We start from the raw sequence: 18,954 nt of genomic DNA on the forward strand, positions 1-18,954 counted from the left end.
GAACGTCATGAGCAACATCGCCGTGACCACCTGGTCCCTGGAACAGACCGCGCCGACCGACCTGCTGCCCGCAGCAGGGCCCGACGGGGACGTCCGGATCGTCCGCGCCGAGGTGCCCTCCCCCGAGTTCAGCCGCTACCTCTACGCCTCCGTCGGCGGCGACATCCGCTGGACCGACCGGCTGACCTGGACGTACGCCCGCTGGCAGGAGTACCTGGAGAGGCCGGGCGTGGAAACCTGGGTCGCCTACGACCGTGGCACCCCGGCGGGCTACCTGGAGTTCGAACCCCAGGACGACGGGGCCGTGGAGATCGTCTACTTCGGGCTGATCCCCGCCTTCCGCGGTCGGCGCATCGGCGGACACCTGCTGGCGTACGGGGCCGCCCGGGCCTGGGACCTCGGGGAGCGGTGGCCGGGGCTGGCGCCGACGAAGCGGGTCTGGCTGCATACATGCAGCAAGGACGGGGAGCACGCGATGGACAACTATCTGCGTCGCGGCTTCACCCTCTTCGACACCAAGGTCGAGGAGGAGACCGAGGTGGCCACGCCCGGACCCTGGCCGGGGGCGCACCGCCTCTGACCTGCTCAGGAACGGCCGGTCGCAAAATGTTCGACCTGTCGTGAACGTGCCATGTGACCGATGACACCCTCATCTCGCTGTACGAGACAAGGGTGTCCGCATGGCGGACAATGCTGGACTGTGTCCAGATCGCCGTGACACGCTTCCGTCATGTCTGGAACTGGGATTGCCTTGGTGAGTCGGCGGCACGTCGACCTCGGCCGCATGTCCAGCGCCATCTGTCCGGCGAGCTGAAGAGCCCTCAGCACCGCCGCCCCCCTCCCCCTTGCCTCAGCCCGCGCAGAGCCGCGCGGGTCTGACCATGCGCCCGTACGCGCAGGTAAGAGCCGCTTTCCGCCTGTCCCAAAGGACTTTGAAACATGGCCGCCACCCCGCAGAACCCTGCCGCCGCGCCCCGCCGCAAGGTGAGCCGTCACCGTGGTGAGGGTCAGTGGGCCGCCGGACACTTCACCCCGCTCAACGGGAACGAGCAGTTCAAGAAGGACGACGACGGTCTCAACGTGCGGACACGCATTGAGACGATCTACTCCAAGCGGGGCTTCGACTCGATCGACCCCAACGATCTGCGCGGCCGGATGCGCTGGTGGGGCCTGTACACACAGCGCAAGCCCGGGATCGACGGCGGCAAGACCGCGATCCTGGAGCCGGAGGAGCTGGACGACAAGTACTTCATGCTGCGCGTCCGGATCGACGGCGGCCGGCTCACCACCGACCAGCTGCGGGTGATCGGCGAGATCTCGCAGGAGTTCGCGCGCGGCACGGCCGACCTCACGGACCGGCAGAACGTCCAGTACCACTGGATCCGCATCGAGGACGTCCCGGAGATCTGGAACCGGCTCGAGGCGGTCGGCCTGTCCACCACCGAGGCCTGCGGTGACACGCCCCGCGTCATCCTCGGTTCGCCGGTCGCCGGGATCGCCGAGGACGAGATCATCGACGGCACGCCCGCCATCGAGGTGATCCAGCGCCGGATCATCGGCAACAAGGACTTCTCGAACCTGCCCCGCAAGTTCAAGTCGGCGATCTCCGGCTCGCCGCTGCTGGACGTGGCGCACGAGATCAACGACATCGCCTTCGTCGGCGTGGAGCACCCCGAGCACGGCCCCGGGTTCGATGTCTGGGTCGGCGGCGGCCTCTCCACCAACCCGAAGATCGGCCAGCGCCTGGGCGCCTGGGTCTCCCTGGACGAGGTCCCGGACGTCTACGAGGGCGTCATCTCGATCTTCCGCGACCACGGCTACCGGCGGCTGCGCACCCGCGCCCGTCTGAAGTTCCTGCTCGCCGACTGGGGCGTCGAGAAGTTCCGCCAGGTCCTGGAGGACGACTACCTGAAGCGGAAGCTGACCGACGGCCCGGCCCCGGCCCAGCCCGTCGAGCGCTGGCGCGACCACGTCGGCGTGCACCGCCAGAAGGACGGCCGCTTCTACGTCGGATTCGCCCCGCGCGTCGGCCGCGTGGACGGCACGATCCTCACGAAGATCGCCGAACTCGCCGAGGCCCACGGCTCGGGCCGCCTCAGCACCACCGTCGAGCAGAAGATGATCGTGCTCGATGTCGAGGAGGGACAGGTCGACTCGCTCGTCGAGGGCCTGCAGGCGCTCGACCTGACCGTCAACCCGTCCCCGTTCCGACGCGGCACGATGGCCTGCACCGGCATCGAGTACTGCAAGCTCGCGATCGTCGAGACGAAGGCGCGCGGCGCCTCCCTTATCGACGAACTGGAGCGCCGTATCCCGGAGTTCGACGAGCCGATCACCATCAACATCAACGGCTGCCCGAACGCCTGCGCCCGTATCCAGGTCGCGGACATCGGTCTCAAGGGCCAGTTGGTCCTGAACGACGCGGGCGAGCAGGTCGAGGGCTTCCAGGTCCACCTGGGCGGCGCCCTCGGTCTGGAGGCCGGTTTCGGCCGCAAGGTCCGTGGTCTGAAGGTGACTTCGGACGAGCTGCCGGACTACGTCGAGCGCGTGCTGAAGAACTTCCAGGCGGAGCGCGAGGACGGCGAGCGGTTCGCCACCTGGGCCCTGCGGGCCGGCGAGGAGTCCCTGTCGTGAGCGTCAGCGAACGGCAGCGAAAGGAGGGGCCATGAGTGAGCGTGCCGCCCCCTTCCACTGCCCCTACTGCGGCGACGAGGACCTGCGCCCGAACGACCAGGGCCACGGCGCCTGGGAATGCGGAGCCTGCAACCGAGCCTTCCAGTTGAAGTTCCTCGGGCTGCTTGCTCGCGGATTTCAGCACCGGGAAACCGGAGGGGACGAGATATGACGACGGTTCAGAAAGACCGTACGACCGACGACTTGAAGGCGCTCGCCGAGCAGGCGGGACGTGACCTGGAGGACGCCTCCGCACTGGAGATCCTCACGTGGGCCACAGCCACCTTTGGTAGGAAGTTCTGCGTGACCTCCTCCATGGAGGACGCGGTGGTCGCCCACCTCGCCTCCCGTGCCATGCCCGGTGTGGACGTCGTGTTCCTCGACACCGGCTACCACTTCCCCGAGACCATCGGCACCCGCGACGCGGTCGAGGCCGTGATGGACGTCCGCGTCCTCACCCTGACCCCGGTCCAGACGGTCGCCGAACAGGACGCCGAATACGGGCCGAAGCTGCACGACCGCGACCCCGACCTGTGCTGCAAGCTCCGCAAGGTCGAGCCCCTGGAGCGGGGTCTCAAGGAGTACGCGGCCTGGGCGACCGGACTGCGCCGCGACGAGTCCCCGACCCGGGCGAACACCCCGGTCGTCGGCTGGGACGAGAAGCGGCAGAAGGTCAAGGTCTCCCCGATCGCCCGCTGGACACAGGACGACGTGGACGCGTACGTCACCGAACACGGCGTACTCACCAACCCGTTGCTGATGGACGGCTACGCGTCCGTCGGCTGCGCGCCCTGCACCCGCCGGGTGCTGGAGGGCGAGGACGCGCGCGCCGGCCGCTGGGCGGGCCGCGGCAAGACCGAGTGCGGGCTGCACGGCTGATGAACCGGACCGAGACCGCGACCCCCGAGGACCAGGAGATACCAGTGACGACCGGAGCCACCGTATGGCTCACGGGTCTGCCGAGCGCCGGCAAGACCACCATCGCGTACGAACTGGCCGGCCGGCTGCGCGAGGAGGGCCACCTCGTCGAGGTGCTGGACGGCGACGAGATCCGCGAGTTCATCTCGGCGGGCCTCGGCTTCAGCCGCGAGGACCGGCACACGAACGTGCAGCGCATCGGCTTCCTCGCCGAACTGCTCGCCCGTAACGGCGTCAAGACGCTGGTCCCGGTGATCGCGCCGTACGCGGACAGCCGCGAGGCGGTGCGCAAGCGCCACCAGGAGAGCGGTGCCGCGTATGTCGAGGTGCATGTGGCGACCCCGGTCGAGGTGTGCTCCGTACGCGATGTGAAGGGTCTGTACGCCAAGCAGGCAGCGGGCGAGCTGACCGGGCTCACCGGGGTCGACGACCCGTACGAGGAGCCCGAGACGCCGGATCTGCGGATCGAGTCGCAGGACCAGACCGTCCAGGAGTCCGCGGCGGCCGTCCACGCGCTGCTCGCCGAGAGGGGACTGGCATGACGACGCCCGTTACCAAGGTGCACGGGGGCGCCACCGACGCCCCGTACACCCTCTCCCACCTGGACGCCCTCGAGTCAGAGGCCGTGCACATCTTCCGTGAGGTGGCGGGTGAGTTCGAGCGGCCGGTGATCCTTTTCTCCGGCGGCAAGGACTCCATCGTCATGCTGCATGTGGCGCTGAAGGCGTTCGCCCCGGCCTCGATCCCGTTCTCGCTGCTGCACGTCGACACCGGGCACAACTTCCCCGAGGTACTGGAGTACCGCGACCGGGCGGTGGCGGCTCATGGGCTGCGGCTGCATGTCGCCTCCGTGCAGGACTACATCGACAGCGGGGTGCTGAAGGAGCGGTCGGACGGGACCCGCAACCCGCTCCAGACGCTGCCGCTGACGGAGAAGATCCAGGCCGAGAAGTTCGACGCGGTGTTCGGCGGCGGCCGTCGCGACGAGGAGAAGGCCCGGGCCAAGGAACGGGTGTTCTCGCTGCGGGACGAGTTCTCGCAGTGGGACCCGCGCCGCCAGCGCCCCGAGCTGTGGAACCTCTACAACGGGCGGCACGCGCCCGGCGAGCACGTCCGCGTGTTCCCGCTCTCCAACTGGACCGAGCTGGACGTGTGGCAGTACATCGCCCGCGAGGGCATCGAGCTGCCGGACATCTACTTCGCGCACGAGCGTGAGGTGTTCCAGCGGGCCGGGATGTGGCTGACCGCCGGCGAGTGGGGCGGGCCCAAATCCGACGAGACCGTCGAGAAGCGGCAGGTCCGCTACCGCACGGTGGGCGACATGTCCTGCACGGGCGCCGTCGACTCGGACGCGGTGACGCTGGACGACGTCATCGCCGAGATCGCCGCCTCCCGGCTGACCGAGCGGGGCGCCACCCGCGCCGACGACAAGATGTCCGAGGCCGCGATGGAAGACCGTAAGCGCGAGGGGTACTTCTAGCCATGAACACGACCACGCAACTCACGGAACTGTACGAGACCACGCTCCTGCGGTTCGCCACAGCCGGGTCCGTCGACGACGGCAAGTCCACCCTCGTGGGCCGGCTCCTGCACGACTCCAAGTCGATCCTCACCGACCAGCTGGAGGCCGTCGAGCGCGCGTCGGCGAGCCGCGGCCAGGACACCCCGGACCTCGCGCTGCTGACGGACGGGCTGCGCGCCGAGCGCGAGCAGGGCATCACGATCGACGTGGCGTACCGCTACTTCGCCACGCCCAGGCGCCGGTTCATCCTCGCCGACACGCCCGGCCACGTGCAGTACACCCGCAACATGGTGACGGGTGCCTCCACGGCCGAGCTGACGGTGATCCTGATCGACGCCCGCAACGGCGTCGTCGAGCAGACCCGCCGGCACGCCGCCCTCGCGGCGCTGCTCCGCGTCCCGCACGTGGTCCTCGCGGTCAACAAGATGGACCTCGTCGACTACCAGGAGTCCGTGTTCGCCGCGATCGCCGAGGAGTTCACGGCGTACGCGCTGGAGCTGGGCGTCCCGGAGATCACCGCGATCCCGATCTCGGCGCTGGCCGGCGACAACGTGGTGGACCCGTCCGCGAACATGGACTGGTACGGCGGGCCGACCTTCCTGGAGCACCTGGAGACGGTCCCGGTCGCCCACGACCTGAGCCACTGCCACGCCCGCCTTCCCGTGCAGTACGTGATCCGGCCGCAGACCGCCGAACACCCCGACTACCGGGGTTACGCGGGCCAGATCGCCTCCGGTTCCTTCCGCGTCGGCGAGTCCGTCACGGTCCTGCCGTCCGGCCACGCGTCGAGGATCTCCGGTATCGACCTGCTCGGCGTACCGGTCGACATCGCCTACACCACGCAGTCGGTGACCGTCCTGCTGGAGGACGACATCGACATCTCGCGCGGCGACCTGATCGTGCCCAGCAAGGACGCGCCGCCGACCACACAGGACGTCGAGGCGACGGTGTGCCATGTCGCCGACGCGCCGCTGACGGTCGGTCACCGGGTGCTCCTCAAGCACGGCACCCGTACGGTCAAGGCGATCGTCAAGGACATCCCGTCCCGTCTCACGCTCGACGACCTGTCCCTGCACCCGCATCCGGGACAGCTCGTCGCCAACGACATCGGCCGCGTGAAGATCCGTACCGCCGAGCCGCTGCCCGTCGACTCGTACGCCGACTCTCGGCGCACCGGCTCGTTCATCCTGATCGACCCGAACGACGGCACCACGCTCACCGCGGGCATGGTCGGCGAGTCGTTCGCGTCGCCCGAGCCCGTCAAGAACGAGGCCGACGACGACGGTTGGGACTTCTGACATGAACTCCACCGATTTCTACTCCACGTTCGCGAAGGAGGGCGGCCGCGTCGGCAGCGGCGCCCTCGGCAGCGGGCAGGGCGGGGTCGCGCGATGTGCGTGCTGACGTACGCGCACTGCCTGCGCGCCCTGTCCCCCCACCGGACGTCCCGACGACGAAGACCTGCCGACCTCCCGGCCACGACCTGAGGGCGTGACCGCCGGGCCAACGAGAGGAACCCCTCCCGTGCCTGCCAACCGCTCAGCACTCCTCCGCCGCGGCCTCGCCGTGGCGACCGCACTCCCCCTCCTGACGCTCGCCGCCTGCGGTTACGGGTCGGACTCGAAGGACGACAGCTCCAAGGCGAAGGTCGCCGCCGGCGCCCAGAAGATCGACGGGCTCGACTCCGTCAAGATCGGCTACTTCGGCAACCTGACCCACGGCACCGCGCTGGTCGGTGTGAACAAGGGCTACTTCCAGAAGGCGCTGGGCGCCACCGAGGCGAAGTACCAGGTCTTCAACGCCGGTCCTTCCGAGATCGAGGCCCTCAACTCCGGCTCGATCGACATCGGCTGGATCGGCCCCTCCCCGTCGATCAACGGCTACACCAAGTCCAAGGGCACCAACCTGCGCATCATCGGCGGTTCGGCGTCCGGCGGTGTGAAGCTCGTCGTCAACCCGGACAAGATCAAGTCCGTCAAGGACGTCAAGGGCAAGAAGATCGCCACCCCGCAGCTGGGCAACACCCAGGACGTGGCGTTCCTCAACTGGATCGCCGACCAGGGCTGGAAGGTCGACGCGGAGAGCGGCAAGGGCGACGTGTCGGTCGTCCGCACCGACAACAAGGTCACCCCGGACGCCTACAAGTCGGGTTCCATCGACGGCGCCTGGGTCCCTGAGCCGACCGCGTCCAAGCTGGTCGCCGAGGGCGCGAAGGTGCTGATCGACGAGGCGGACCTGTGGCCGGACAAGAAGTTCGTGATCACGAACATCATCGTGTCGCAGAAGTTCCTCAAGGCTCACCCGAAGGCCGTCGAGGCGGTTCTGAAGGCCTCGGTCGACACCAACAAGTGGATCAACGCCAACTCCGACGCGGCCAAGGCCGCGGCCAACGCCCAGCTCGCGATCGACTCCGGCAAGGCGCTGAAGCCCGAGGTCATCGACCCGGCGTGGAAGTCCATCCAGTTCACCAACGACCCGCTGGCCTCCACCCTCAACTCCGAGGCTGAGCACGCGGTCAAGGCCGGTCTGCTCGAGGACCCGCTGCTGAAGGGCATCTACGACCTCACCCCCCTCAACAACGTCCTGAAGGCCGAGGGCGAGAGCCCGGTCGACGACGCCGGTCTCGGCGTCCAGTAGTCCCCATCCCGAGAGTTCCCAGGAGGTGACGACCATGGCCACCGCGATCGCCAAGGCCGAACGGGCCGAGTCAGTCGAGTACGCCGCCCGAATCGAGCACGTATCGAAGTCCTTCGCCGGGCCCGCCGGGCAGCAGCTCGTCCTCGACGACATCACGCTCGATGTCGCACCGGGTGAGTTCGTCACCCTCCTGGGGGCCTCGGGCTGCGGCAAGTCCACCCTGCTCAACCTCGTCGCGGGTCTCGACGACCCGAGCGCGGGCAGTATCAAGACCGACGGGCGACCGTCCCTGATGTTCCAGGAGCACGCCCTCTTCCCGTGGCTGACCGCGGGCCGGAACATCGAACTCGCCCTGAAACTGGGGGGAGTTCCGAAGAACGAGCGGCGCGGACGCGCCGACGAGCTGCTCGCGCTCGTCCGGCTCCAGGGTTCGTACGACAAGCGGGTGCACGAGCTGTCCGGCGGAATGCGCCAGCGGGTCGCGCTGGCCCGGGCGCTGGCCCAGGAGAGCCGACTGCTGTTGATGGACGAGCCGTTCGCGGCGCTCGACGCGATCACGCGTGACGTCCTGCACGACGAGCTGACCCGGATCTGGGCGGAGACGGGCGTCTCCGTCCTGTTCGTCACGCACAACGTGCGGGAGGCGGTGCGGCTCGCACAGCGCGTCGTTCTGCTGTCGTCCCGGCCGGGCCGGGTGGCGCACGAGTGGACGGTAAACATCCCGCAGCCGCGCCGCATCGAGGACGCTCCCGTGGCCGAACTGTCCATCGAGATCACCGAACAACTGCGTGGGGAGATCCGCCGTCATGGCCAGCAGTGACACGAAGTCCGGCCTGCCGGACACGCGCCAGGAGCGAGCCGACGGCAACCAGCGGATCGGCGGCCTGGAGGCCGGTCTGGACGCCCTGGAGAACGTGGCCACCACGCGCACGCCCTTCTCGGTGACCTTCCGCACCAAGATCCTCCCGCCGCTCGTCGCGACCGGCGTGGTGCTGCTGATCTGGCAGGCACTGATCACCTTCAACGTCGTCAGCGACCCGACCAAGCTGCCCTCACCCGGCGATGTGGCGGTCGAGTTCAAGGACGCCTGGCTGGAGGGCAAACTTCTCGGCTACATCTGGACCAGTGTCGAGCGCGGTCTGCTCGGCTTCCTGCTGGCGCTGGCGATCGGCACCCCGCTGGGTCTGGTCGTGGCCCGGGTGAAGTTCATCCGAGCGGCGATCGGACCGGTCCTGTCGGGCCTCCAGTCGCTGCCGTCGGTGGCGTGGGTGCCGCCGGCGGTCCTGTGGCTGGGCCTGAACAACTCGATGATGTACGCGGTGATCCTGCTCGGCGCGGTCCCGTCCATCGCCAACGGTCTGGTCTCCGGCATCGACCAGGTGCCGCCGCTGTTCCTGCGGGCGGGCCGCACGATGGGCGCGACCGGTTGGAAGGGTGCCTGGCACATCGTCCTGCCCGCCTCGCTGCCGGGCTATCTGGCCGGTCTGAAGCAGGGCTGGGCGTTCTCCTGGCGCTCGTTGATGGCGGCGGAGATCATCGCCTCCTCCCCCGACCTGGGCATCGGTCTGGGCGCGCTGCTGGAGAACGGCCGCAACGCCAGCTCCATGCCGATGATCTTCGAGGCGATCTTCCTGATCCTCTTCGTCGGTATCGCCGTCGACCTGCTCATCTTCAGCCCGCTGGAACGACGGGTGCTCCGCAGCCGCGGCCTCCTGGTGGCGAGCTGAGCACCGTGCACCAGCAGCCGGCCCGCCCCGTCCTCGTGGTGATCGCCCACGGCAGCCGCGATGCGCGGCACGCGGCGACCGTGCACGCCCTCGTGCGGCGCGTACGGTCGCTGCGGCCGGGGCTGCGGGTGGAGACCGGCTTCCTGGACTTCAACATCCCGTCCGTACAAGGGGTGTTGAAGTCCCTGGCGGCGGAGGGCGTACGGGACGTGGTCGCCCTCCCACTGCTCCTGACCCGTGCCTTCCACGCGAAGGCTGACATCCCGGCGGTACTGCGGGACGCGCCTCGCGGGCTGCGGATCCGCCAGACGGAGGTGCTGGGCCCGTCACCGCTGCTCCTCTCGGCGCTCGAACGGCGCCTGTACGAGGCGGGGTTGACGTCCGCCGACAGGTCCTCGACCGGAGTGGTGCTGGCCTCGGCGGGGTCCACCGACCCGGAGGCGATCGCAGTGATCGCCGACATCGCGCGGGAGTGGCGGCACACCGGTTGGTGCGCCGTGCGGCCTGCGTTCGCCTCCGCATCCCTTCCCCGCACCGAGGACGCGGTACGGGAGCTGCGGGAACTGGGCTGCGAGCGCGTCGCCGTCGCGCCGTACGTCCTGGCCCCCGGCTTCCTCCCGGACCGTATCGCGCGGGGCGCGGCCCGGGCCGACATCCTCGCGGACGTCCTGGGACCGGCGCCCGAGGTGGCACGGCTGCTGCTGAGGCGGTACACGGAGGCGGCGGTACGGGTGCCGTCGGCGGGGCGGATCGCGGTGAGCGCGTAGGGGTGTCCCGGTTCGCCGGACCTAGAACGCCCGGCCGGCCTCCGTCGCCTCGTCCGCCAGCCGCACCAGCTCCGCGACCGGCATCGAACCCGGCTCCCTGTGCTCTCGCGCGAAGTCGTTCGCGAGCCGTTGGAGCAGGGCGTTGAGCGGCGTCGGTACGCCGTGCAGGCGGCCCAGCAGGGCGATCTCGCCGTTGAGGTAGTCGGCCTCGATGGTGCCGGTGCCCCGGCTCAGGGACTGCCAGGAGGAGCCGCCGCCCCTCGTGACCCCGTTCATCGGCACCAGCGTGATCTTCGTTCCGCGCCGCTCCTTCTGCTCCGCGACGCTCGCGTACGGGATCCCTGCCGCGTCGAGCACGGCCGCGCCTTCGGCGCGGACCCGCCCGGAGAACGTCAGGCTCTCGTCGCTGTCGACGGACCCGGCGACCGCCTCCAGCGCGTTGCCCAGGTTGGTGAGCAGCTTGGCGTACTGCCAGCGTGCCACGTCCGCCACGACCGGGGCCTCGAACTCCGCCTTCTCCAGGTCGGCGCCGATCCGGCGGACGATGTCGTCGGTGCCGTGCGGGTGGCGGCCGAGGAAGAGGATGCCGGTGAGGGGGGCGCCCGGGGCGGAGACGATTCCGGGTTCCTCGTAGGCCGCGGGGAGCCAGACGCAGACGCCGTACACCCGCCGGAAGCGGCGCAGCGCGAGACGCTGGCTCTCCACGCCGTTCTGCGCGCACAGCAACGGCAACCGCTCGGCCGCCGTACCGCCACCCTCGACGGGCACCGGCCCCCAGGCCGCCAGGGCGGCTTCGCTGTCCTGCGTCTTGACGGCGAGGACGAGCACGTCGTCGGCGCGCAGTTCCCCCAGTCCGGCGGGTCCGTCGACGGTCGGCAGACGGTACGTGTGCGTCCCGCCCGGCGTCACCAGCCGCAGCCCGTGCGCGCGCAGCGCCTCGTACTGCGCCCCCCGGGCGACGAGGACCACCTCGTGGCCCGCCCCGGCCAGCCGCCCGCCGATGGCACCGCCGACCGCCCCTGCTCCGATGATGACGTAGCGCATAGCGGCCAGCCTGCCATGGTGCGTGCACAGCACAGGTAGCGTCCGTCGCATGGCTTCGGAAAGTTTCACCATCGGCGGCGGGATTCCGGTCCGTCGCCTCGGTTACGGCACGGCCCAGCTGACCGGCCCCGGCTACTGGGGCCCGCGTGGCGCCCCTGGCGACGCGGTGGCCGTACTGCGCCGGGCCGTCGACCGGGGTGTGACGCTGATCGACACCGCCGACAACTACGGCCCGTCGATCGCCGAGGAAGTCGTCGCCGAGGCCCTGCACCCTTACCCGGCCGGGGTGTTGGTCGCGACCAAGGGCGGTGTCGTGCGGACCGGCCCCGACGCCTGGCACATCGACGGCCGGCCGGAGCGGCTGCGCGCGATGTGCGAGGCGAGTCTGCGGCGGCTGCGCCTCGACACGATCGACCTGTACCAGCTGCACCGGCTCGACCCGCGCGTCCCGATGGCCGAACAGCTCGGCATCCTCGACGAGTTGCGCGCGGAGGGCAAGATCCGGCACGTAGGCCTCGACTCGGTGACGGTCGAAGAGCTGGGCGCGGCCCGGGAGTTGACGTCGATCGCGTCCGTCCAGAACCGCTATCACCTCCTCGACCGCTCCTCCGAGCCGCTGCTCAAGCTGTGCGAGGCGCACGGCATCGCGTTCCTGCCGTGGTTTCCGCTGGGCAACGGCGAGTTGGCGGCCGACCCGGTGTGCGCGGAGATCGCCGCCGCGCACGGAGCGACCCCGGCCCAGGTCGCGCTGGCGTGGCTGCTGCACCGCTCCCCGGTGCTCTGCCCGACCCCGGGCACCGGCTCCCTCGTACACCTGGCGGAGAACCTGGACGCCGCGGCCGTACGGCTGTCCGGGGACGAACTGGCGCGCCTGGACAGCCGGTAGGTCAGTGGCCCTGCGTCACTGACCGGTGTCGCCGAACGGGGTCGCCTGGTGGAAGTACAGCAGCCAGCCGTCTCCCTCGGTGTTCCGGCGCCACAGTGAACTCCGGTGGGCGCGGCGGCCGTTGCTCTCGGTGTCGAAGGTGAGGTGGACCACGTCGGGCGCGAGTCGTACGCCCTTCATGTGCGAGACGGCGAAGGGGCGGGCGCCCGGTTCGGTGGTCGCGGCGAGGGACGCGATGATCGACGCCCGGTCCCAGTGCCGGCCCGAGGCGCCGAACTCGTGGAACCCGGGGTCAAGCAGCGCGCCGGTCAGCTCGAGTGAGCCGCGGACCTCCGGGTCGAGCAGCCGCAGCTCGGCCTCGATGGCGGCCTCCACGGCGGGGTCGCGCTCCCGGTCACGGTCGAGGTCGTGGTCGGGCATCGGTCTCACTTCCCCGGGGTCTCGTCCTCGGTCAGCTCCACCAGCTTGACGACGGTGTTCCAGTTGCGGGTGGTCGCGATCAGGCCCTTCAGGAACCGGGGCTTGGCGAGCATCTCGGCGAGTTTGGAGCGGCCGAGTCCGTCGGGTGCGTACAGGTACAGCGCGCGGTCGCCGAGCCGGAACTCCTCGGGGAGGTGGGCGGCCTGGTCGATGTCCGCGAAGCGGGTCGCGTCGACGGGGACGGAGAAGTAGGTGACGTGGAGTTGCTTTGCCTCCAACTCTGCTGCGGGAAATGGGCAGTTGTCCCTGATCGCCCGCAGGTGGGCGTGGTCGCGCACGATCACGTCGACGGTGAATCCGAAGTGCTGCTCGATGACCTTCGCGATCTCCCCGGCGAGGGACTCCTCGTCCCCGTGACCGGCGGCGAACACCGCGTTGCCGCTCTGGAGGTAGGTCCCCACGGCGTCGTACCCGAGGCCCTCCAGCAGCGTGCGCAGCTCGGCCATCGGGATCTTCTTGTTGCCGCCCACGTTGATGCCGCGCAACAGCGCCGCGTAGGTCGTCGTCGCCTGCTCACCTGTCGTCATCCGCTCACCTTAAGGCGGCCCGCTGACAGTCTCCCCTGATGAATCACCCCGAGATCGCCTTTTAGATGTAGGGGGCCTGTGTCCTACCCAGTGGGGAGACACCGGTGTCCGACGGGAGGACTCCGGCCGACCGCAGCTCACCGGCAAGCACGAGGAGATGCTCTTACCCAGCCCATACCTTCGAAATGAAAGGTGATGGCAGGGGGCTGTCACCTCATACGAGGGGGCAAGCCGGTCATGGGGAACGGAAATACGCGGGTCCGGGGCATAGCCGCCCGGGCAGGTGGCTGGAGCGCCCGGCATCGCTGGGCGGCCGTCGGGATCTGGGTGCTGTTCGTCGTCCTGGCGATGGGCCTGGGTTCGGCCGCCGGTAGCGTCGAGGTCAAGGAGAGCGACCAGCTGGGGGGCGAGACCCACATGGCCGCCAAGATCATCGAGGATGCCGGGATCGACGAACCCGCGAGCGAGACCGTCCTCATCCAGGCCAAGGGCGCGAGCGCCAAGGCCACGGACGCGGCGTTCCGGGCCGCGGTCGCCGACGTCATGAAGGCGGTCGACCGGACCGGCAAGGTCACGGACATCCAGTCGCCGTACGACACGGACACCCTCTCGAAGAACGGGCGCAGCGCACTCGTCCAGTTCGACATGCGGGGCGACGCCGAGACGGCGGGCGACCGGGTCGAGCCGGTGCTGAAGGCCGTCGCGGCCGTCCAGAAGGACCACTCGGAGCTGCGGATCGAGGAGATCGGCGGCGCCAGTATGAACAAGACGTTCGACGACGCCTTCGGGGACGACTTCAAGAAGGCCGAGCTGTCCGCCGTGCCGGTGGCCCTCGGCATTCTGCTGATCGCGTTCGGCGCGCTGGTCGCGGCGCTGCTGCCGGTGGCACTGGCGGTCACCGCGATCATCGCGACGATGGGCCTGATGGGCATCGTCAGCCACCTCCAGCCGATGGACGACACCGCCAGTTCCGTGATGCTGCTCGTCGGTCTCGCCGTCGGCGTCGACTACTGCCTGTTCTATCTGCGCCGGGAGCGCGAGGAGCGGGCGGCGGGCCGCAGTCCCGAGGCCGCGCTCCAGATCGCCGCGGCGACCAGTGGCCGCGCGATCATCGTCTCCGGTGTCACGGTGTGCGTGGCGATGGCGGGCATGCTGTTCACCGGGCTCGCCACCTTCGAGGCGATGGGACTGGCCTCGCTGATGGTCGTGGCGGTCGCGATGGTCGGTTCGGTGACGGTCCTTCCGGCGCTGCTGTCGCTGCTCGCCGAGCGCGTCGAGTGGGGCCGGATTCCGTTCCTGCACCCGGACAAGCGGCGCAAGAACGGGAAGAACGGGAAGAGCAACGGGGAGAGCCGCTTCTGGACGGCCGTGCTGAAGGTCGTCCTCGCCAGGCCGGCCATCTCACTGGTGGTCGCTGCCGGCGCGCTGCTCGCCGTGGCCGCGCCCGCGCTCGGCATGAAGACCCAGAACCTCACCCTGGACCAGGAGTTCGGCGACTCACTGCCGATCGTCGGTACCTACAACCGCGTCAACGACGCGTTCCCCGGCGGCTCCGATCCCGCCGAGGTGATCGTCAAGGCGAAGGACATCAACGCGGCCGACGTGAAGTCCGCGCTCGCCGACTTCCGTGAACTGGCGGTCAGTTCGGGTGCCTCGGGCGGCCCGGTGGACATCAAGCTGCACGACGCCGAGAACATCGCCTTCGTGTACGTCCCGCTGGTCGGCGGCTCCGACCTGGACAAGGCGGGCGAGAGCCTGGACAAGCTGCGCGACGAGGTACGCCCGGCCACCCTCGGCAAGGTCGACGGCCTCCAGGCACCGATCACCGGGCAGGTCGCGGGCTCGAAGGACTTCAACGACCAGCTGGCCGGCGCGGTCGCCCCGGTCTTCGCCTTCGTGGTCGTGTTCGCCTTCCTGCTGATGCTCCTGTCGTTCCGCTCCCTGACGATCGCGATCACCTCGATCGTGCTCAACCTGCTCTCGGTCGGGGCGGCTTACGGCATCCTGGTCGCCGTCTTCCAGCACGGCTGGGGCGCCTCGCTGGTGGGCGCCGAGGGCGTGGGCGCCATCATCACCTGGCTGCCGCTGTTCCTGTTCGTGATCCTGTTCGGCCTGTCGATGGACTACCACGTGTTCGTCGTCTCCCGTATCCGCGAGGCACACATGCGGGGCCGTACGACGAAGGACGCGATCCAGCACGGGGTGGTCACCACGGCCGGGGTCGTCACCAGTGCCGCCGTCATCATGGTCGCCGTGTTCGCCATCTTCGGGACGCTGTCGATGCAGTCCATGAAGCAGATGGGCGTGGGCCTCGCGGCCGCGGTGCTCATCGACGCGACGATCATCCGGGGCGTGCTGCTGCCCGCGGTGATGGCCCTGCTCGGCGAGCGCAACTGGTACTTCCCGAAGTGGCTGAACCGGCTGCCGGACCTGACGCACGACGAGGCCCCGGAGCCCGTGTCGCCGCCTCCGCCGCCGGCCGTGGAGGGCAAGCGGGTAGGAGTCTGAGCGCTCCTCCCGCCCACCCTTCGCACACTGGGCAAGTCCCTTGATCTGAGGGCCCGTTGGTCACCGGGGAGCCAACGGGCCCTCTTCTCGTTCATCCTCCCTGCCTGGCGCGACCCGACTTCTCGGGCGCGCGACCCGATCGGGGCCGGGTCTCAGCGCTGATAGCGGGCCAGCACCAGGTTTCCGTCGTCCTCCAGGCGTTTTCGCAGTTCGGCGAGGTCGATCGCCCCGCTGTAGTACTCCTGGAAGGCGGGTGTCGCGACCTTGTCCTTCCACTCCGGGTAGCCGCGCACGGACTGGGCGGGGGCCGAGCGGAGGTGGGTGGCGAGGGCGGTGCCCGTGGCCCAGCCGTCCTTCCGGGTCCGCAGGGAAGGGGACTTCAGGGCCTGGGTGCCCGTGGGGAGCATCCAGTCGCCGAGGGCGAGTCGGACCATGTTCTCGGGGCGCAGCATGAAGTCGATGAACTCGGCAGCCTCCCGCTGGTGCCGGCTGTCCTCGGCGATGGAGAGGGTCTGCGGGCTGACGCCCTGGGTCAGTCCGTCGGCGCCCGCCGGTGCGGGCAGCACCTGCCACTCGAAGCCCTTCGGCGCCTGCTGCGCGATCTGCTGGCGGTAGGAGAAGCCGAGCGGGACCATCGCGTACCGGCCGCCGAAGAACCCGGGCAGGGTGTCGGAGCCGCCGCTGCCCAGCGTCGAACCCGACGCGCTGTCATCGGAGTTGACCTGGTCGTGGATCGTACGGGGGACCACCTGCTCGGGCGCTGCGAACCGGACGGTCACCTTGCCGTCCGCACCCCGGTGGAACAGCTGCCCGCCCGCCGACAGCGACAGGTTGAGGGTGGCGGAGACGGGCTCCTTGAGCGGCCAGGCCACGCCGTACTTGCCGTCGCCGCTGAGCTGTCGGGTGATCTGCCTGAACTCCGGCCAGCTCCATGGCTGTTCGGGGGTCGGGATGCGCACACCAGCCCCCTTCAGCCATGTCGCGTTGGCGATCAGCACCCTCGGCTCCTGGAGGAACGGCACGCCGTAGACGCCGTCCCCGAAGGTCGTCGTCTCCCAACTGCGCTGCGGGATGTCGGACTTGAGCCGTTCGGGCAGCAACTCGCTCAGGTCGGCGAGGTAGCCGCCGTACGCGAAGTCCGCGAGGTCGTCCGAGGCGTCATGGATGATGTCTGGGGCCTCACCGCCCTCGAAGGAGGTGAGCAGCTGGTCATGAATGCTGTCCCAACTTCCCTGTACGTACTCGACCTTGACGTCCGGATGAGTCGCGTTCCACTCCTTCACCAGCGCCTTGTTGGCGGCGACGGACTCGTCCTGCCAGGCGAGGGACTGGAAGCGGAGGGTGATCCTGCCGCCGTCCGCGCCGGTGTCCCCGCCGCCGGTGCATCCGGCGAGAAGCAGCATGAGGACGAGGGTGATGAGCCGTCGCGTGCGCATCAGCCCTTCACCGCCCCGGCCGTCATACCGCCCGTGATACGGCGTTGGATGAGCGCGAACACGACGAGCGAGGGCAGCGTCGCCAGGAACGCGGCGGCGGCCAGCGGACCGAGGTCAGCCACACCCTCCGCGCCGATGAAGTGCGTGAGAACGACCGGCAGGGTCTGTTTCTCCGGCGTCTTGAGGAGCACCAGGGCGAAGAAGAACTCGTTCCAGGCGGTGATGAACGCGAACAGTGCCGTCGCCACGATCCCCGGCGCGAGCAACGGCGCGGTGACGGAGACCAGGGTGCGCAGGCGTCCGGCGCCGTCGACGGCCGCCGCCTCCTCCAACTCGGCGGGCACGGCCCGTACATACCCGACAAGCATCCACAGCGCGAACGGCAGCGACCACACCACGTACACCATCACCAGCCCGAAGACGGAGTCGATCAGCCGCAGGTTCTTCAGCACCAGGAACAGCGGGATGATCACCAGCACGAACGGGAACGCCTGGCTGACCACCACCCACCCGGTCGCCGCCCGGCCGAGCAGGGTGCGGTGCCTGGCCATGACGTACGCCATCGGTGTCGCGAGCAGTACGGCGACCACGGCGGCCGAGGCAGCGGCAAGCAGGGAGTTCAACGCGGCGTGCAGCAGCGGCTGTTCGTCGAAGGCCTGACGGAAGTTGTCGAGGGTGGGGTGCTCCGGGATCCAGCTGGGGTGCAGACTGCCCAGTTCGCGCGGGGACTTGAACGCGGTGGACAGGAGCCAGAGGAACGGGAGGGCCAGAAAGGCGAGGTAGGCGAGGAGGGCCGCGTACTGGCCGACGCGGGCGCTCGTGCTCGTCCTCAACTCTCGTCACCTCCCCTCAGCCGGCCGACGAGAAACAGGGCGAGAAGGACGGAGATCAGCGCGACCATCACACAGCCCATCGCCGCCGCGTAGCCGAACTGGCCGTAGCGGAAGGCCTCTTCGTAGGCGAAGAGCATGGGCAGTCGGGTACGGCCGCCGGGGCCGCCGTTCGTCAGGACGTAGACCAGGGCGAAGGAGTTGAAGTTCCAGATGAGGTTGAGGGCGGTGATGGCGAGCGCGACCGGCCGCAGGGCGGGCCAGGTGACCGTCCGGAAGCGGCGCCAGGCGCCGGCGCCATCCATGGCCGCCGCCTCGTGCAGTTCACGCGGTGTGTTCTGCAGCCCGGCGAGCAGGGCGACCGTCGTCTGCGGCATCCCCGCCCAGACACCGACGACGACGACGGCGGGCAGCGCGGTCGTAAGGCCGCTGAGCCAGTCGCGTCCGTCACCCAGGCCCAGGTCGCGCAGCGTCTCGTTGAGGACACCGGCGTCCGCGTTGTAGACGAGCCGCCACATGATGCCGACGACGACCTCGGGCATCGCCCACGGGATGATCGCGAGGGCGCGGGCCAGCCAGCGCAGTCGTAACTCCTGGTTGAGGAGGAGGGCGAGGCCGAGGGCCAGCAGGAACTGCGGCACGGTCACCCCGACCGCCCAGACCAGCCCGATCCGGAACGACTCCCAGAACAGCGTGTCGTGCAGCAGGTCCTGGAAGTTGAGCGTGCCGATCCACCGCGTGGACGCGGTCCGGCCGGACTGGGCGTCGGTGAACGCCAGCAGGATCCCGTAGAGCAGCGGTCCCACGCTCAGGACGAGGATCGGGATCAGCGCGGGCAGGACGAGGAACCAGGCGCCATGGCCGGTGATCCGGCTGCCGCCCGGTCCGGCGCGGGTCGCGCGCTCGGCCTGCCGCCTCGCCCCGGTCACCCATGTCACGTGATCGGCTCCTTTGGTCGCCCGAGGTGGCCCCGTCATGGTCGTGAAGCCCATCTCACCC

The 18,954-nt window shown here is 69.6% G+C and carries 20 protein-coding genes; 14 read left to right on the forward strand and 6 right to left on the reverse strand.

Translation table 11 applies throughout. The annotated features are described in order from the left end of the window. The first annotated feature begins 7 nt into the window (after positions 1–7). The 12 genes from ACW4TU_RS08020 (at position 8) to ACW4TU_RS08075 (ending at position 10,244) form a co-directional block, all read left to right on the forward strand. The gene (locus tag ACW4TU_RS08020; protein WP_457426057.1) at positions 8–580 is read left to right on the forward strand and encodes a GNAT family N-acetyltransferase; all 573 of its coding nucleotides are present in this window, start codon (positions 8–10) and stop codon (positions 578–580) included. Between the two features lie 150 nt (positions 581–730). Continuing rightward, a complete protein-coding gene (locus tag ACW4TU_RS08025; RefSeq protein ID WP_309486338.1) occupies positions 731–814 on the forward strand; it encodes a putative leader peptide in 84 nt (27 codons plus the stop codon). Positions 815–939: 125 nt separating this feature from the next. Further along, complete coding sequence (locus ACW4TU_RS08030; RefSeq protein ID WP_457426059.1) at positions 940–2,634, forward strand: nitrite/sulfite reductase; 1,695 nt, start codon at positions 940–942, stop codon at positions 2,632–2,634. A 31-nt stretch (positions 2,635–2,665) separates the two neighbouring features. Then, positions 2,666–2,845, forward strand: coding sequence for a hypothetical protein (locus ACW4TU_RS08035; RefSeq protein ID WP_457426061.1), 180 nt, complete (start codon positions 2,666–2,668; stop codon positions 2,843–2,845). After that, positions 2,842–3,552 carry a phosphoadenylyl-sulfate reductase gene (locus ACW4TU_RS08040; RefSeq protein ID WP_457426063.1) on the forward strand — a complete coding sequence of 237 codons (711 nt, stop codon included), beginning with the start codon at positions 2,842–2,844 and terminating at the stop codon, positions 3,550–3,552. The genes ACW4TU_RS08035 and ACW4TU_RS08040 overlap by 4 nt, the downstream gene beginning before the upstream one ends. Continuing rightward, the gene (gene cysC, locus ACW4TU_RS08045) at positions 3,552–4,133 is read left to right on the forward strand and encodes an adenylyl-sulfate kinase (RefSeq protein ID WP_457426065.1); all 582 of its coding nucleotides are present in this window, start codon (positions 3,552–3,554) and stop codon (positions 4,131–4,133) included. The genes ACW4TU_RS08040 and cysC overlap by 1 nt, the downstream gene beginning before the upstream one ends. Beyond that, positions 4,130–5,071 (forward strand): sulfate adenylyltransferase subunit CysD, encoded by a 942-nt coding sequence (gene cysD, locus ACW4TU_RS08050; RefSeq protein WP_457426067.1) that lies wholly within the window; start codon positions 4,130–4,132, stop codon positions 5,069–5,071. Before cysC ends, cysD begins: the two co-directional genes overlap by 4 nt. Positions 5,072–5,073: 2 nt before the next feature. Further along, a complete protein-coding gene (locus tag ACW4TU_RS08055; RefSeq protein WP_457426069.1) occupies positions 5,074–6,411 on the forward strand; it encodes a sulfate adenylyltransferase subunit 1 in 1,338 nt (445 codons plus the stop codon). Positions 6,412–6,637: 226 nt separating this feature from the next. Continuing rightward, positions 6,638–7,750, forward strand: a complete 1,113-nt coding sequence (locus ACW4TU_RS08060; protein ID WP_457426071.1) for an ABC transporter substrate-binding protein — start codon at positions 6,638–6,640, stop codon at positions 7,748–7,750. 34 nt (positions 7,751–7,784) lie between these two features. After that, on the forward strand, positions 7,785–8,570 hold the full coding sequence (locus ACW4TU_RS08065) for an ABC transporter ATP-binding protein (RefSeq protein WP_457426073.1): 786 nt from the start codon (positions 7,785–7,787) through the stop codon (positions 8,568–8,570). Further along, positions 8,557–9,477 (forward strand): ABC transporter permease, encoded by a 921-nt coding sequence (locus ACW4TU_RS08070; protein ID WP_457426075.1) that lies wholly within the window; start codon positions 8,557–8,559, stop codon positions 9,475–9,477. Before ACW4TU_RS08065 ends, ACW4TU_RS08070 begins: the two co-directional genes overlap by 14 nt. Before the next feature lie 5 nt (positions 9,478–9,482). Next, positions 9,483–10,244: a sirohydrochlorin chelatase gene (locus ACW4TU_RS08075; protein WP_457426077.1), complete on the forward strand. Its 762-nt coding sequence runs from the start codon at positions 9,483–9,485 to the stop codon at positions 10,242–10,244. A gap of 21 nt (positions 10,245–10,265) precedes the next feature. On the opposite strand, the gene ACW4TU_RS08080 is transcribed toward ACW4TU_RS08075, so the two are convergent. Beyond that, complete coding sequence (locus ACW4TU_RS08080; RefSeq protein WP_457426079.1) at positions 10,266–11,288, reverse strand: ketopantoate reductase family protein; 1,023 nt, start codon at positions 11,286–11,288, stop codon at positions 10,266–10,268. A gap of 49 nt (positions 11,289–11,337) precedes the next feature. Between ACW4TU_RS08080 and ACW4TU_RS08085 the strand changes: the two genes are divergently transcribed. Beyond that, on the forward strand, positions 11,338–12,174 hold the full coding sequence (locus ACW4TU_RS08085; protein WP_457426081.1) for an aldo/keto reductase: 837 nt from the start codon (positions 11,338–11,340) through the stop codon (positions 12,172–12,174). A 15-nt stretch (positions 12,175–12,189) separates the two neighbouring features. On the opposite strand, the gene ACW4TU_RS08090 is transcribed toward ACW4TU_RS08085, so the two are convergent. Then, on the reverse strand, positions 12,190–12,594 hold the full coding sequence (locus ACW4TU_RS08090; RefSeq protein ID WP_457426083.1) for a nuclear transport factor 2 family protein: 405 nt from the start codon (positions 12,592–12,594) through the stop codon (positions 12,190–12,192). A gap of 5 nt (positions 12,595–12,599) precedes the next feature. Further along, a complete protein-coding gene (locus tag ACW4TU_RS08095; RefSeq protein ID WP_457426085.1) occupies positions 12,600–13,181 on the reverse strand; it encodes a DUF1697 domain-containing protein in 582 nt (193 codons plus the stop codon). Positions 13,182–13,418: 237 nt separating this feature from the next. Here ACW4TU_RS08095 and ACW4TU_RS08100 point away from each other — a divergent pair, with 237 nt between their 5' ends. Then, complete coding sequence (locus ACW4TU_RS08100) at positions 13,419–15,689, forward strand: MMPL family transporter (protein WP_457426087.1); 2,271 nt, start codon at positions 13,419–13,421, stop codon at positions 15,687–15,689. 152 nt (positions 15,690–15,841) lie between these two features. On the opposite strand, the gene ACW4TU_RS08105 is transcribed toward ACW4TU_RS08100, so the two are convergent. Genes ACW4TU_RS08105 through ACW4TU_RS08115 form a run of 3 tightly spaced genes read right to left on the reverse strand, consistent with a single transcriptional unit; the run spans position 15,842 to position 18,893 of the window. Further along, complete coding sequence (locus ACW4TU_RS08105) at positions 15,842–17,125, reverse strand: ABC transporter substrate-binding protein (protein WP_457426089.1); 1,284 nt, start codon at positions 17,123–17,125, stop codon at positions 15,842–15,844. Next, on the reverse strand, positions 17,125–17,958 hold the full coding sequence (locus ACW4TU_RS08110; RefSeq protein WP_457426091.1) for a carbohydrate ABC transporter permease: 834 nt from the start codon (positions 17,956–17,958) through the stop codon (positions 17,125–17,127). The genes ACW4TU_RS08105 and ACW4TU_RS08110 overlap by 1 nt, the downstream gene beginning before the upstream one ends. Beyond that, the gene (locus tag ACW4TU_RS08115) at positions 17,955–18,893 is read right to left on the reverse strand and encodes a carbohydrate ABC transporter permease (protein ID WP_457426093.1); all 939 of its coding nucleotides are present in this window, start codon (positions 18,891–18,893) and stop codon (positions 17,955–17,957) included. Before ACW4TU_RS08115 ends, ACW4TU_RS08110 begins: the two co-directional genes overlap by 4 nt. Positions 18,894–18,954: the final 61 nt, after the last annotated feature.

Source organism: Streptomyces kryoterrae, from assembly GCF_054072135.1.

Excerpts from the sequence above, each read along its gene's own strand:
- cysC (WP_457426065.1), top strand. The coding sequence starts at position 3,552 with ATGAACCGGACCGAGACCGCGACCCCCGAGGACCAGGAGATACCAGTG.
- ACW4TU_RS08020 (WP_457426057.1), top strand. The coding sequence starts at position 8 with ATGAGCAACATCGCCGTGACCACCTGGTCCCTGGAACAGACCGCGCCG.
- ACW4TU_RS08055 (WP_457426069.1), top strand. The coding sequence starts at position 5,074 with ATGAACACGACCACGCAACTCACGGAACTGTACGAGACCACGCTCCTG.
- ACW4TU_RS08080 (WP_457426079.1), bottom strand. The coding sequence starts at position 11,288 with ATGCGCTACGTCATCATCGGAGCAGGGGCGGTCGGCGGTGCCATCGGC.
- ACW4TU_RS08095 (WP_457426085.1), bottom strand. The coding sequence starts at position 13,181 with ATGACGACAGGTGAGCAGGCGACGACGACCTACGCGGCGCTGTTGCGC.
- ACW4TU_RS08090 (WP_457426083.1), bottom strand. The coding sequence starts at position 12,594 with ATGCCCGACCACGACCTCGACCGTGACCGGGAGCGCGACCCCGCCGTG.
- ACW4TU_RS08070 (WP_457426075.1), top strand. The coding sequence starts at position 8,557 with ATGGCCAGCAGTGACACGAAGTCCGGCCTGCCGGACACGCGCCAGGAG.
- ACW4TU_RS08035 (WP_457426061.1), top strand. The coding sequence starts at position 2,666 with ATGAGTGAGCGTGCCGCCCCCTTCCACTGCCCCTACTGCGGCGACGAG.
- ACW4TU_RS08085 (WP_457426081.1), top strand. The coding sequence starts at position 11,338 with ATGGCTTCGGAAAGTTTCACCATCGGCGGCGGGATTCCGGTCCGTCGC.
- ACW4TU_RS08030 (WP_457426059.1), top strand. The coding sequence starts at position 940 with ATGGCCGCCACCCCGCAGAACCCTGCCGCCGCGCCCCGCCGCAAGGTG.
- ACW4TU_RS08100 (WP_457426087.1), top strand. The coding sequence starts at position 13,419 with ATGGGGAACGGAAATACGCGGGTCCGGGGCATAGCCGCCCGGGCAGGT.
- ACW4TU_RS08025 (WP_309486338.1), top strand. The coding sequence starts at position 731 with ATGTCTGGAACTGGGATTGCCTTGGTGAGTCGGCGGCACGTCGACCTC.
- cysD (WP_457426067.1), top strand. The coding sequence starts at position 4,130 with ATGACGACGCCCGTTACCAAGGTGCACGGGGGCGCCACCGACGCCCCG.
- ACW4TU_RS08105 (WP_457426089.1), bottom strand. The coding sequence starts at position 17,125 with ATGCGCACGCGACGGCTCATCACCCTCGTCCTCATGCTGCTTCTCGCC.
- ACW4TU_RS08065 (WP_457426073.1), top strand. The coding sequence starts at position 7,785 with ATGGCCACCGCGATCGCCAAGGCCGAACGGGCCGAGTCAGTCGAGTAC.
- ACW4TU_RS08040 (WP_457426063.1), top strand. The coding sequence starts at position 2,842 with ATGACGACGGTTCAGAAAGACCGTACGACCGACGACTTGAAGGCGCTC.